Source organism: Psychrobacter sp. GW64-MNA-CIBAN-0177 (genome assembly GCF_040309585.1).
Classification (GTDB): domain Bacteria; phylum Pseudomonadota; class Gammaproteobacteria; order Pseudomonadales; family Moraxellaceae; genus Psychrobacter; species Psychrobacter okhotskensis.
The window spans coordinates 46,148-60,187 of sequence record NZ_JBEOOY010000006.1; the positions used below are offsets into that span (position 1 = coordinate 46,148).

Sequence of the window (14,040 nt, forward strand, 5' to 3'; positions counted from 1 at the left end):
TCTAATATGGGTCTGATGCGGCTTTGTTAATTTATCAGCATGGTATAAAGGTTTGAACATAGTTACAGGTAGGTTATTGTAAACAGCCGTTTTATGCTTAGAAAAATACCATAAATCTACCAAATTTATCCTGCATGATTTAATGTTTTTCTGCTTTTATGGTTATGTTTACAATATGTCATAATTGATTGGAATATCAAAAGGTTAGAGTCGCTGTAGTAAAGCCGTAAGGTTATAGAAATAAACCTCACTCTGAAACATTTTGAAATATCTATTTAAAATCAGGGGTTTACGAGGCCTAATGACAGATTAGGGCAAGTTTAAGTAGCATAAACTCACAAAGTACGTCTACATACTCAACAGATAATATTTTAAACATTGCTATAATTATTCATAAGTTGAGAACGCTAAGCATTTTTGAGAATAAGTGTTTTTAAGAAAATAAGTTTTTTTAACAATAAGTTCTCATATGAAACTAAAAATAAGTAAAAGATAAACTATATCAGAGAGGTATTTGATTTGGCTAAGTTAGCAAAATTACATCGCTCACAGAATAATCGCATGATAGCCGGTGTGATGGGCGGCATTGCAGAATATGTCGGCTGGTCACCTACTTGGGTCAGGTTGTTATTCGTCATTGTTTCTTCATTGAGTGCAGCTGTACCCGGTATTTTGATATACATTATCCTATGGATAATTATGCCAAAAGCCTCTAGCGAGTCGTACCAGTAATAGGTCTTTAACAAAGCAATCGTAAAATCATCAATGTAAATGTAATCAGTAATAGCGTTAAGAACAAAAAGGTTAATATCAAAGCTAGAGCCCATTAAAAACAAAAAGCCTGACCAATCAGGATACCAAAGACATACTTTTCCTCCTGCCCAAATGTTCACGCATTTGGGTATTTTTTTGCCATTTAAGGTTGGCTTCATCACCTCGTTAGTGATGTTTTTATTGCTCGATGAGCAAATATAGTGAGTGAAAAGTAATATCGATATATCAGCAATACTGTCACGTTTTTAGTATATTTTGACTAGATGCAATATTTCTAGGTTGTTTCTTCAGTTGCCTGATAAATTTAGTTAATGTAAATATGGATAAAATAGTCATTTTTTAGTAAGGTGAGCAGGCGAATAGAGTCGTTGCCGAATAGGCTATACGAGTACTATCAATATTTTATTTCATAATACAAACTCCACAGTGGCTTTATGACGATGCCCCAAACTATGACAACTCAAAATATGACAACTGAAGCGAAAAACTCTCAACCGATGACTTTTCAAGATTTAATCCTAACCCTACAGAATTATTGGGCCGACAAGGGCTGTGTAATATTACAGCCTTATGATATGGAAGTCGGTGCGGGTACTTTTCACACTGCGACGTTTTTGCGCTCCTTAGGTCCTGAGCGTTGGAATGCTGCCTATGTACAGCCATCTCGCCGTCCTACGGATGGGCGCTATGGTGACAATCCAAATCGCTTGCAGCATTATTATCAATTTCAAGTAGTGCTCAAGCCGAATCCACCTAATATTCAAGAGCTATATTTGGACTCACTAAGAGCCATTGGTATCGATCCGTTGGTACATGATGTGCGTTTCGTCGAAGACAACTGGGAGTCGCCTACGCTAGGTGCGTGGGGACTTGGTTGGGAGATTTGGCTTAACGGTATGGAAGTGACCCAGTTTACCTACTTCCAGCAAGTGGGCGGCATTGAGTGTTTCCCAGTGACTGGCGAAATCACTTATGGTCTTGAACGCTTGGCGATGTATGTGCAAGGCGTTGATAGCGTTTACGATTTGGTTTGGGCAGATGGTGAATTTGGTCGTGTGACTTATGGCGATGTTTTTCATCAAAATGAAGTGGAACAGTCTACCTATAACTTTGAGCACGCTGATGTGCCAATGATGGGTCAGATGTTTGACTTTTATGAGCAGCAAGCAGATAAATTGGTTGCTGAAGGGTTGCCATTACCTGCCTATGAAATGGTATTAAAAGCATCACATGCTTTTAATTTACTGGATGCACGCGGTGCAATTTCGGTGACCGAACGTCAGCGCTTTATTCTGCGTGTACGTACATTGGCGCGTAAAGTTGCCATTGGTTATGTGGAAGCGCGTGCCAAGCTGGGCTTCCCATTAGCCGATGAGGCGCATCGTCAAGCGGCGCTCGATAAGTATTTGCCCAAAGAAGACGCTGCAACTGAAAGTGCAGAAAACAATCAAGCTACTGACAACAACCAAACTACTAATAAATAGGAGCATCCCATGAGTACTATTCTATTTGAACTGGGGTGTGAAGAGCTACCTCCAAAAAGCCTAAAACCTTTACGTGATGCGCTACAAGCCAGTGTCACCGAGCAGTTAAATGAAGCTGAAATTGGCTTCGATAATATTAAAGCCTTTGCCGCGCCGCGTCGTTTGGCGCTTCAAATTGAGGGTATCAGCGACAAGCAACCGGATCGTAGCGAGCAAAAACGTGGTCCAGCGATTAAAGCCGCATTTGATGCTGATGGCAATCCAACGCGTGCGGCGATGGGTTTTGCTAAAGGCTTGGGTATTGAGGCCAGTGAGCTGATAACAATCAACACCGATAAAGGTGATTATGTCGGTTATGAGCAAACCATTCAGGGTCAAGCAACGACTGAATTGCTGCCATCCATTTTTCAGACGGCGCTGGATAATCTACCCATTGCTAAGCGTATGCGTTCAGGTGCAAGCCGCAATGAATTCGTGCGTCCCGTACAATGGGCGGTATTGATGCAGGATAGCACTGTCATTGATGCGACCATCCAAGGGCATCAGACCGGCACACAAACCCGTGGTCATCGCTTCCACAGTCCTGATTATCACGATATTGGTCATGCCAATGACTATGAAGAATTACTAAGTGGTTTAAAAGTAGTTGCTGATTTTGATAAGCGTCAAATGCTCATCAAAAACCAAGTCAAAGCCTTGGCTGATGAAGTCAATTCTGATGCTATTGTGCCGCAAGACTTGTTAGATGAAGTGACTGCCTTGGTTGATTTTCCGATTGCCTTACGAGCAAGCTTTGAAGCACGCTTTTTACAAGTACCGCAAGAAGCGCTTATCTCGACCATGCAAGCGGATCAAAAGTATTTTTGCTTAACGGATAAAACAGGCAAACTACAACCGTACTTTATTTTTATTACTAATATCGAGTCAAAAGACCCCAATCAAATTATTGAAGGTAATGAGAAAGTCGTGCGTCCACGCTTGGCCGATGCAGAATTTTTCTTCTTACAAGATCAAAAGCAGCCACTATTTGCGCTGACAGAAAGTCTAAAAACTCGTGTATTCCAAGACAAGCTAGGTACGATTTGGGAGAAGTCTGAGCGTATTGCTAAGCTTGCCGCCTTTATTGCCGCCTTGATGCAACAGCAGGGTCAGCAGATTGATATCGATGAAACGGTACGTGCGGGCATTTTGTCCAAAGCCGATTTGGCAAGCTCATTGGTTGGGGAATATCCCGAATTGCAAGGTATCGCCGGTACCTATTATGCGCGTTTGAATGATGAGCATGAAGCGGTCGCCGCAAGTTTAGAAGAGCAATATCTGCCCAAGTTCAGTGGTGATGTATTACCACAGACGCCAATTGGTATTTGCTTAGCACTAGCCGACCGTTTAGATACGCTCGTTGGTATTTTTGCGATTGACCAAGCACCGACGGGCTCAAAAGATCCGTTTAGCTTACGTCGCTCAGCGATTGGTATCTTGCGTATTTTGATTGAAAAGCAGTTACCGATTAATTTGGTAGCGCTCGTTGAGCAGGCGATTAAAGGTTATAGCACGAGCGATGGCAGCAAGATTGCCAAGATGGGCGATACCTTTACCCAAGTCATGGCGTTTCTAAATTCGCGTTATCGGGCGATGTATACCGAGCAAGGCGTTAGTGTCGATACCATTCAGTCAGTGCAAGCGATTAATCCGCATATGCCGCTTGATTTTGATCAGCGTATTCGGGCGGTACAAGCGTTTAGCGCATTACCACAAGCGTCGATGTTGGCTGATTCAAACAAACGTGTCGCCAATATTTTAGCCAAATCAGAAGTAAGTGTCGCCGACAATGTTGATGAAGCGTTATTGTCCGAGCCTGCCGAGCAAGCTTTGTACACGAGTGTGCTGCAAGCACAAACGGCAGTCACGCCAATGCTGGAGCAGGCTGACTATACGCAAGTATTGCAAACGCTCGTTAGTCTAGATGAGCCGTTGACGCAGTTCTTTGCTGATGTCATGGTCAATAGTGAAGATGCGGCGCTAAAGAACAATCGCTTGGCATTGCTTAAGCAAGTTCGTGCATTGTTCCTAACCGTCGCTGATATTAGTGAGCTGCAGCTATAGTTTGAAGACAATCTGAGTATCTATTCGTTCAGTATCTTCCGTATCTATGCGCTCAGCCTGCAGCGTTAAGTTTATAAAGTCTTAATCCATACTCTAAGGAGCAATGCTGTGTTCGCTGCTATTATGATGATAATTATTATCTGGATTGTGATGTGGGGCTTTTATAAGTTTATGTACCCGCGTGCGCCTAGAAGCATGATGCCAAAAGATGGTGATGTGACCACACCGCGTCACTGCGATTTTTGTGGTAACAGCTTGGCTGAATATCGCGGCGTCTTAGAAACTAAGCCGAACTTGGTGGCAAGTAGCGACAGTGCCAGTCATTTAAGTGACAGTAATTCAAGTGACAGTAATTCAAGTGACAGTAATTCAAGTGACAGTAATTCAAGTGACAGCAATCCGCAAGTTAATAAAGAACTGTTCTTTTGCAACTACGAGCATCAAGCGGACTTTCATGCTGGCAAGGTTTATAGCTCTGCAGATTAACGCAGTGTTTACTGGTTATCGTCAAAAAATAAGCGCTTAGCTGTCATCAGCTAAGCGCTTGTCTTTTTAGAATGCTAATTTAATATCAGTACAAACTTACAAGATAGAGTGTGCATCTTTCATGATTTTATTGAGCAATGCTTCAGACTGTTTATCTCCTTGAATACGATCTTCATCGCTTCTTTGATAAGTATGAATTTTCTCGTATAAATTTAAGCAGCACAGTACTAGCAAGCTCTCTTGGCTTAGGCTTGGCGCATCGCGTTTTAGGTCGAGCGCATAATTATTGATATAAGAGACGGCTGAGTGTAGCTCTTCTTGCTCGTGCACTGGGCAATAGATGGGATAGGTCACCCCAGCAATCGCAATATCTACTTTTTTGATTTGTGGCTCAGGAGTGCTGTTTGTTTTAGGCGCAGGTTTAGCAGCGCCGCTCTGTGGAGCTGAAGTATTTGCAGCTGAAGTATTTGGCGCGATTCTTTGGGATTTAAGCCCATTGGTTGGTAGTTGGTTATTTTGTGATGGATTGTTTGGCGCTTGCTTGTTTAAAGGGTTGGTCTGGTCATCAGTCATGATAAATCCTACAATATATGTCATTAAAGTGAGTAATATAAGAGATTATAAGTGTGAGTCTAGTGGCTTAATCAACGCTGTATTTTTAATAATGAAGGTACTTGATAACTAAAGCACTTAATAGCTAAAGCACTTGATAGCTAAGACAGTTGATAATAAAGGCACTTAGTCAACGTGGCTTTTATCGATAATAAAGTTATTTAAGCAAAAAGACTTAAGCCAAACTCACCACTGACTATCTCGTGCCGCTATGTATCAACCTTCTGCTTGATCGATACGGGTTAAGCGTTTTAACACCACTTGCGTCCGTTCAGCGGCCAACTGATTCTTCTTTTGTAAGTCGCTGTTTTGCTGTTTGATATCGCTGTACTGCTGCTTTAATTCATTATTATGCTGTAGCAGCTCGCTGTTTTCTTGTTGTAATTGGCTGATTTGCTTTTGCAGTTTATCTTGCTCTTCACCGATCATATGATGGGCCTCTGCCAGATTTTGATAGCGCTTATCGAGATCGTTCAGCTGTTTTTTGGCACCGTCACGTTCTGTATAACTGCTATCCAGCTTGCTCTGCAGTGCGGTAAGTTCTTTGGGATCGGTAACAGGGTGTTGTTTGAGGCTGCTAAGTTCAGCACTGACAAGCTGATACTGTTTTTTGATGTCGAGTATCATTTTTTCTAATATTCTAAGTTGATCATACATAGTCAGTTTTTATCCTTAACAAGTAAGCGTGAATGAATTTTGTTCTCTGCGTTTAATAATGCCATAGGTGACCGCATAATATCTATATCAACAAAGTAATTGTATGCCGCTTTGTTTCGTAACTTCTATCAGCCGCCGCTTTATTAATGATAGTGCGCGGCATCTGTTTCTATTTAACACTACTAATCAATTACTAGGACATCTATTATGAATGATAATATCTCTGGCTGGAATACATGGCTGGCCGCGTTTGACGATTGGACTGACGTGTCTATCAGTGAGGTACACGGCTTAATGACGGGACTGATGACCGCTTGCGATGCACCTGATGAAAAGGTATGGGCCAAGGTGTTTGAGGAGCTGAGTTTTGCGCCATTGCCTGATGAAGCACTAACCTTGTTGACTGAAGAAGCAGAGGACACCGTGTTTCAGTTAAAAGACAAAGACGACGCTTATTCGTATACGCCGCTGGTACCAGATGATGAACATGACTTGTACGAGCGCGTGATGGCACTGAAACAGTGGGCGAATGGCTTTATGACGGGTTTTGGTATTACTGACTGCCGTCTGAGTGGCGAAGAAAACGAGATGCTATCGGATTTGGCTAAAATCGGCGGGATTCGTTTAGAAGATGACGAAGACTTTGAAGGTGGTGAAGAGTCTTATCTGCATATCTATGAGTTTGCGCGTATGGTACCAGTGAGCTTTGCCACCCGCCAGCGTAAGCCTGTCAAAGATATTGCGCTGATTTCGGGACTGGCTATCGATGCCAAAACCACCAAAGAGCTACAAGCTGAAGGTAAGGCTTCTAATACTAAGCCAAAACCAATGCCGCCAGTCGTTGATATTATGAATCAAAATCATCCATCATAAGTGATGTGATTGGCAATACAAATGATGTGTTGCGGTAAAAGAATAAAGAGGAGTCTGAGATGATAACTGACCATGATATGCAGCATTTGCGTCGCTGTGTGGCGCTTGCAGCCGAAGCGCTAGAAGCGGGTGATAAACCTTTTGGTAGCGTATTGGTCGATAGTGATGGTCAGGTATTACGCGAAGATCGTAACCGTGCTAATTCGGTCGACGCGACTTATCATCCTGAAATTGCTGTTGCACAATGGGCCGCGCAAAACATGACAGCGGATGCGCGTGCCAAAGCCGTGGTTTATACCTCAGGTGAGCATTGTGCCATGTGCTCGGCGGCTCATGCATGGGCAGGTCTTGGTCGTATCGTCTACGTTAGCTCCTCAAAGCAGTTAGGAAAATGGATGGAGGAGATGGGCGTGACCTCAACATCGCCCATCAACTCATTGAGTATTCAAGAAATTACGCCAAACGTACCAGTAGAAGGTCCGATTGCAGGCTTGGATGAAGAAGTCAAAGCGTTACAGCGTCGCTCATTGCAAAGAGGGTAGCTCTTTTATTTTATACCGTAATAAGGATGTTTTATGACTATAAAGAACAGCATCGATAATAATAGCACTGATAATAACAGACAAACCTTGGCAACTACTGCTTATCCCACCCAAAGTATTGATTGGCTAACGCGCTTAATTGGCTTTGATACCGTCAGTCGGTATTCAAACTTAGCATTAATTGAAGATGTGCAAGCTTACTATGAGCAATTGGGCTTAACAGTAGACTTGACCTTTAATGAAGCCAAAAATAAAGCCAATCTGTTCGTTACTGTGCCAGCAGGGGCAAACGCTGACGAAGTCAATCACGGTCTCGTGCTATCTGGTCATACTGATGTCGTGCCAGTCGATGGGCAAGAATGGACGTCCGAGCCGTTCACCGCGACGATACGTGGCGACAAGCTATACGGACGCGGCGCTTGTGATATGAAAGGCTTCATCGCCTGTGCATTAACTTTATTGCCACAAGCGGTAAAACTATCTAAAAATGGTCAGCTACGTCGTCCATTACATTTGGCTTTATCATTTGATGAAGAAGTAGGCTGTTTGGGTGCACCATTAATATTGGCAGATTTAAAAGCACGGGGTATCACCCCTGATTATTGTATCGTTGGCGAGCCGACCAAGATGACGATGGTGGTGGCACATAAAGGCATCGCGGTTTATCGTTGCCGTGTGCATGGCAAGTCTGCGCATTCGTCATTGACTGCACAGGGCGTCAACGCTATCAGCTATGCCAGTCGTTTGATCGGTTATGTTGATACCTTAGCGGAAGAGATCAGTCATCGTAGTGATAATGATGCACTGTTTGATGTGCCTTATTCGACACTGTCTGTAGGCACAATAAAAGGTGGCACGGCGACCAATATTGTCCCCAATCTATGCGAGTTTACCTTTGACTATCGCAATCTGCCGCACATGACCCAAGACGATATCCTTGCGCCGATTCAGGCGAAGGTTACAGAGCTCAGCGCACAAATGCAAGCACGCGCGCCGGAGACGGGTATTGAGCTGATGCAAGAAGAAAGCGTACCAGCAATGACCGATAGCGACAGCGCTGAGCTACAAGCGTTAATAGCAGCACTGACAGGAGACGACCAACGTCATAAAGTGGCTTATGCGACTGAGGGTGGTCAGTTTACCAATAGTGGTATCCCAACGATCATCTGTGGTCCTGGTAGTATTGAGCAGGCGCACAAAGCTGATGAATACGTTGAACTGAGTGAAATTGCGCGTTGTGATGGGTTTTTACAGAAGTTATTAGACAGCTGCACAGTCAACTGATGGATTAAATCAGAAACAGCTTTTTTCTATTATCAGTAAGTCGCGAGCTAGCATAAAATACACCGTCTTTATGGCGGTGTTTATTTTTTTAATTTTTTCGCGTATTTAATTTATTCTAAATAAAAGAGTAGGGGTTGGTCGATGTCTTGGCATCTGTTTGCGGTATTTTTTGCAAGTACGTTTTTTATCTCGGCGACCCCTGGTCCCAACATGCTCTTAGCGTTTCAATATGGTATGAACTACGGCGTGAAGCGGACGCTATGGACGCTGGCAGGGTTAAGCCTCGGTTTGTTCATTCTGCTACTTTCTACGTTGCTTGGATTGGATGTGATCAGTCGCCAATCACCTTGGTTGCTGACAGTGATTAAAGCCGTCGGCGCTGTATATTTAATCTACTTGGGTATTAGCTCTTGGCGTGATGCAGGCGAGGGCAGCTTGATGAATGATGCTCGCGAAATGGGCGAAGAAGTGGCGGCTGACTATCCTGATACGATTGAGTCTGTTAATGATAAAAATACGCCGCAGCCACGCTCCCTTTCTAGTGCAGCAGTTAGAGTATCGCCAAGTAATACTACCTTGTTTCGTACGGGTATTTGGGTATCGCTGTCTAACCCTAAAGCTATTTTGTTCTTTGCCGCTTTCTTTCCTAAATTCATTAATTTCAGCGCGCCGCTATGGCCACAATATATTCTATTGACGGTAGGGTTGTTTTTGAGTGAGACAATTTGGCAGATTATTTATACCTTAGGTGGTAAAAAGCTGGCAAGTTGGCTCAATGTGAGTAATCGCTTGGCGTGGTTAAATCGTGCGTGTGGGGTAATCTTTCTCTTAATTGCCGTGGCTTTGTTGGCTGAAGTGTTGAATAGTTTTATGGCTTAAAGGTCTTTGTCAGTAATTTAACAGGCCTTGGGCTTACTCATAAAAAAGCCGTTCACTATTAAATAGAGAACGGCTTTTTCATTCATTCAATTTTTCTAAAAATTTAAGCCAATACCTCGACTAGCTCACCTTTCACCATATGCGGACTCACAAAGTCAGTAATACGTACGCTCACGATTTTACCCAACATTTCATCCATTGTATCAACGTCATAAGGGAACATGACCGTACGTGTATTATCCGCCGTACCGATTAAGCAATCAGGATGACGATTGGCGACTTGCTCAACCAATACGCGAGTAGTAGTGCCAACCATTTCATGGGTTTTGGCGAGCGTTGAGTCGATGATGACTTTTTGGAATTCAGCCAAGCGCTCTTTTTTAGTCTTGAAGCTCACATCATCGGGTAATTCTGCTGCTGGCGTACCCGGACGTTTCGAATAGATAAAGCTGTAAGAGTGATCGAAATTTAACTCTTTTGCTAAGTTCAACGTATCTTGGAAGTCTTGCTCAGTCTCACCGGGGAAACCAATAATAAAGTCACTCGACAAATGGATATCAGGACGAATGGCTTTAAGCTTATTGATCTGATTGATATAAACGTCAATAGTATGGTTACGTTTCATTGCCGCCAAGATAGCGTTTGAGCCACTTTGAACCGGTAGATGCAAGTGCGATACCAGCTCTGGTAATTTGGCATAAGCGTCAATGATGTCATCAGTGAACTCTAGCGGATGACTGGTGGTATAGCGAATGCGCTCGACACCATCGACATGTGAGACATAGTGTAATAATTCAGCGAAACGGCAAATACTGCCATCGTCTTTTTGACCGCGATAGCCGTTGACGTTTTGACCCAATAGATTGATTTCACGCACGCCTTGCTCAGCTAAGCTGTCAATCTCTGCTAATACATCATCCAGTGGACGCGATAACTCTTCACCGCGCGTATAAGGAACAACGCAGAATGAACAATACTTTGAGCAGCCTTCCATAATGGATACAAAGGCCTTATAGCCTTCAACGCGCGGCTCAGGTAAAAAGTCAAACTTCTCGATACTAGGGAAGGATACATCTACCGTACCGATACGATTCTTAGGCGCAATTTCACGTTGCTCGTTTGATTGATCATAGAGTTCAGGCAAACGATGCAAGGTTTGTGGGCCAAAAACCATATCGACATAAGGTGCGCGCTTTTGAATGTTATCGCCTTCTTGCGAGGCCACACAGCCGCCGACACCGATCACGAGGTCAGGACGTTTTTCTTTTAACTTGCGCCAGCGACCTAATTCTGAAAAGACTTTTTCTTGCGCTTTTTCACGAATGGAGCAGGTGTTCATTAGCAGCACATCGGCTTCGTCGATATCGTGCGTCACTTCCATACCGTGTGAATCACCCAGCACGTCGAGCATTTTGCCAGAGTCATAGACATTCATCTGACAGCCCTGCGTGGTGACAAACACCTTTTTAGTCGGCGCTTTATTGACAGGCGTTTGGGCTGAACTTGGCTCGTTGAGTGCAGTGACAGCAGGCGCGGTGACAGTCGTCTCAGCAACGGCAGCGTCATTAATGCGGGGATTAAATACAGTAACACTCATAAGGATAAGTCCATGATTGACTAAAATGTAGCGGGGTAAGCGATTAACAGGTGGCGTATTTTATCACAACCCTGTGCCAATGTGAAAAGTAAGCGTGTGCTTTCGATTATAATCAGGATAAATTATTCATAATAGTATCAATTGCTTATCAATAATAGAGCAGAGATTGAAAATCGCTAACCTTTCATAAAGTATTTAGCTTGTACTGTTGTTGATGCTAAAGGTAGGCATGCATAAATTAGTGCTAAGGCGGATCAATATTACTACCGTAAGTAGTGGATATTGGTAAGGCGCAGCTAATTTGTCTTATTATGGAAAATTTTATTGTTTATCTCTACGAGTTAGCCATACTATTATCATTTTTATGCTTCTATCACTTTTATGTTTCGTGCTGCTGTCCTAATTATTAACAAATGGTAAGGATGCTGGTTGAAAGTTAAACAACTATAGTATGATGAGCCTATTCTAAGAGTGTCCTCGACAAAACATTATTCTTGATAAAACATTTCCTCAACAAAGATAAGCACCGACAAGCCAACGATTAAATACCACTACGATGATAAAGAGAGTAAGTATGACAAAGCGCCGCGCTGCCAAACGTAACCATAGCGACAGTTATGACGTCAATGCCATACCCACAGCCAAGACTAGCGAGCAAGCCAGTCCTATGAATACCAGATCGCTGCGCATTGGAGCGCTGAGTGTCGCCACGGCAATGGGCGCCTTAGGTTTGTCTCAGGTGGCGTGTGCTGAGCCAGTATCTTACGGCACTTATCAGCAAGACAGCAGTATTGACTCATTCACGGCAGCAGCCATCGCCGCCGATCGTGGTGATGTCAGTGCGCTCTATAATTATGAGCAAATGATGAGTGGCGGTTTGTTTGCGATGTATCCGACTTACTGGCGGATGAATTTAGATCTAAATTCCCAAAGCTCGGCAGCAGTGTCGCAGTTTGTGCGTCAATATCCAGATACGGTCATGGCCGAAAAGCTCGTGGCTGATTTTGCGGAAACCAAAGCAGGCTCTAATGATTATGCCTCAGTACGCCAAGTGGCAAATTTGATCACCAATGCCGATGCCAGTGAGAAGTGCGCCGTTGCGCTTGGGTTTAATAATGGTGGCGATACCATGCGCGCCATGGCAGCCAAGCCGGATGTTTGGCTGACGACCAAAAAGCAACCCGCCTTGTGTGATCAGCTGGCGATGGAGATGAACAACAACCCTATGATTAGCAATCAAGATCGAGCGGCACGCCTGAAGCGCATGCTACGTAAGGGTAAAACGGGCGATATCATGGCGTTGTCGTCACGTCTGGGCACGCCTATTCCTTATTCTGCACTCAGTGAGATTCAGCTGAGCCCGTCTTCATTTTTTACCCGTTTTACCCGTGAGCCAAACAGTCAAACCAATCAATACTTGTACTTATATGCGATGGGTCGCCTAGCAGATAAATCTTATCGTGAAGCCGCGTTGCAGCTAGATTTTGATATCAAGCAAGACAATCAGCGTTCAGCGAGATTGTTAAATGATGAGACGCGTCGCTATGCGTATCGTACCCTTGGGGTGCAACGTATGAACCATAATACCGATGATGGCTTTAATGCTGAGGCGGTTGATTGGTTCCGTAGTAGCTTAGACGATGACTTTAACTTTGAAGAAGCCGAAGACTACGCCATGGCGGCCATTCGCTTTGGGCGTTGGGATGATGTGGTCGAGGCCATCGCTCACATGGACAGTGAAACGCAAAAAGGCAATCAATGGCAATATTGGTTGGCACGTGCTTATGAGCAATCAAGCGATGCTAACAAGCGCAATACCGCTAAGAAGATGTATCAGAATTTGGCAAAAAGTAATGAGTATTACGGCTTAATGGCAAAAGACAAAGCCGGTCAACGTTTTGATGCCAGTCGTTTGGGTGGTAGCAACTTGCCAAATGTCAGTACTGCCGATCGTGCACGCGTCATGCAAAACGCTAACTTCGCTCGGGCGTTTGCTTTATACAATGCTGATGCCAGTCGTGCCTATGCCAATCGTGAATGGAATTGGGCTGTCAAGCAAGCACGTGACAATCGTGATGATAATTTGATTATCGCTGCGGCGAGCTTGGCACATGACATGGGCTGGCTCGATCGAGCAATTTATGCTGTGGACAATACTGACAGAGTCGACAGCTTGGCTTTATCGCATCCGATGCCGCACCAAGATGCCGTCGTTCGCTACAGCCAATCAGCGGGGATTGATCCGGCATGGGCTTATGGCATCATGCGTCAAGAGAGTCGATTTGTAGCCTCAGCGCGCTCAGGTGTTGGTGCCAGTGGGTTGATGCAAGTCATGCCTGATACAGCAAAATATATCGCCCGTAATTTAGGTGAGACTTATAGTGCCAGTCGCGCTAACAGTGGCGATACCAATATCCGTTATGGGACTTGGTATATGGGTGATATCTTGGGCAAATTAAACTATCAGCCAGTACTGGCAACAGCCGGCTATAATGCAGGTCCTAATAATGCCAAGCGCTGGCAGCCAGTTTATGGTTCACTCGATGCTGACCAATACGTTGAGTCAATTGCTTTTCCGGAAACGCGCAATTATGTGAAGCATGTCATGGAAAACGCCACTATTTATAGTAGCTTATTGGGTCGTAGTCAGCCTATTAGTCAACGCATGGGAACGATTCCTGCTGCATTCTAAAGTGCTCACTTAGCAAAAAAGAAACCATTAACGATAAACTGTTAATGGTTTCTTTTT

General features: G+C 44.0%; 12 protein-coding genes. 9 read left to right on the forward strand and 3 right to left on the reverse strand.

Annotated elements, in window-relative coordinates:
- Positions 1–519: 519 nt before the first annotated feature.
- From AAEY79_RS05770 to AAEY79_RS05785, 4 genes are all read left to right on the forward strand, one after another.
- Positions 520–732, forward strand: coding sequence for a PspC domain-containing protein (locus AAEY79_RS05770; RefSeq protein WP_101212324.1), 213 nt, complete (start codon positions 520–522; stop codon positions 730–732).
- A gap of 539 nt (positions 733–1,271) precedes the next feature.
- Positions 1,272–2,258 (forward strand): glycine--tRNA ligase subunit alpha, encoded by a 987-nt coding sequence (glyQ, locus tag AAEY79_RS05775; protein WP_025652383.1) that lies wholly within the window; start codon positions 1,272–1,274, stop codon positions 2,256–2,258.
- 9 nt (positions 2,259–2,267) lie between these two features.
- Positions 2,268–4,361, forward strand: coding sequence for a glycine--tRNA ligase subunit beta (gene glyS, locus AAEY79_RS05780; protein WP_350587896.1), 2,094 nt, complete (start codon positions 2,268–2,270; stop codon positions 4,359–4,361).
- Positions 4,362–4,469: 108 nt separating this feature from the next.
- Positions 4,470–4,847 (forward strand): hypothetical protein, encoded by a 378-nt coding sequence (locus AAEY79_RS05785; protein ID WP_352287609.1) that lies wholly within the window; start codon positions 4,470–4,472, stop codon positions 4,845–4,847.
- 96 nt (positions 4,848–4,943) lie between these two features.
- Here the strand turns inward: AAEY79_RS05785 and AAEY79_RS05790 are convergent, their stop codons facing one another.
- Together AAEY79_RS05790 and AAEY79_RS05795 are read right to left on the reverse strand one after the other, a co-directional pair.
- A complete protein-coding gene (locus AAEY79_RS05790; RefSeq protein ID WP_101212328.1) occupies positions 4,944–5,420 on the reverse strand; it encodes a cell division protein ZapA in 477 nt (158 codons plus the stop codon).
- Positions 5,421–5,675: 255 nt separating this feature from the next.
- On the reverse strand, positions 5,676–6,116 hold the full coding sequence (locus AAEY79_RS05795) for a hypothetical protein (RefSeq protein WP_025652387.1): 441 nt from the start codon (positions 6,114–6,116) through the stop codon (positions 5,676–5,678).
- A 207-nt stretch (positions 6,117–6,323) separates the two neighbouring features.
- Here AAEY79_RS05795 and AAEY79_RS05800 point away from each other — a divergent pair, with 207 nt between their 5' ends.
- The 4 genes from AAEY79_RS05800 (at position 6,324) to AAEY79_RS05815 (ending at position 9,694) form a co-directional block, all read left to right on the forward strand.
- Entirely contained in the window at positions 6,324–6,989 is a 666-nt protein-coding gene (locus AAEY79_RS05800) for a UPF0149 family protein (protein WP_025652388.1), read from the forward strand.
- 59 nt (positions 6,990–7,048) lie between these two features.
- Positions 7,049–7,531: a nucleoside deaminase gene (locus AAEY79_RS05805; RefSeq protein ID WP_025652389.1), complete on the forward strand. Its 483-nt coding sequence runs from the start codon at positions 7,049–7,051 to the stop codon at positions 7,529–7,531.
- A 33-nt stretch (positions 7,532–7,564) separates the two neighbouring features.
- Positions 7,565–8,815, forward strand: a complete 1,251-nt coding sequence (argE, locus tag AAEY79_RS05810; RefSeq protein ID WP_025652390.1) for an acetylornithine deacetylase — start codon at positions 7,565–7,567, stop codon at positions 8,813–8,815.
- Between the two features lie 141 nt (positions 8,816–8,956).
- The gene (locus tag AAEY79_RS05815; protein ID WP_201565474.1) at positions 8,957–9,694 is read left to right on the forward strand and encodes a LysE family translocator; all 738 of its coding nucleotides are present in this window, start codon (positions 8,957–8,959) and stop codon (positions 9,692–9,694) included.
- Positions 9,695–9,797: 103 nt separating this feature from the next.
- Here AAEY79_RS05815 and miaB read toward each other — a convergent pair whose 3' ends face one another.
- On the reverse strand, positions 9,798–11,291 hold the full coding sequence (gene miaB, locus AAEY79_RS05820; protein ID WP_201606427.1) for a tRNA (N6-isopentenyl adenosine(37)-C2)-methylthiotransferase MiaB: 1,494 nt from the start codon (positions 11,289–11,291) through the stop codon (positions 9,798–9,800).
- Positions 11,292–11,958: 667 nt separating this feature from the next.
- On the opposite strand from miaB, the gene AAEY79_RS05825 reads away from it, so the two are divergent.
- Positions 11,959–13,983: a lytic transglycosylase domain-containing protein gene (locus AAEY79_RS05825; RefSeq protein ID WP_264673013.1), complete on the forward strand. Its 2,025-nt coding sequence runs from the start codon at positions 11,959–11,961 to the stop codon at positions 13,981–13,983.
- Positions 13,984–14,040 lie beyond the last annotated feature (57 nt).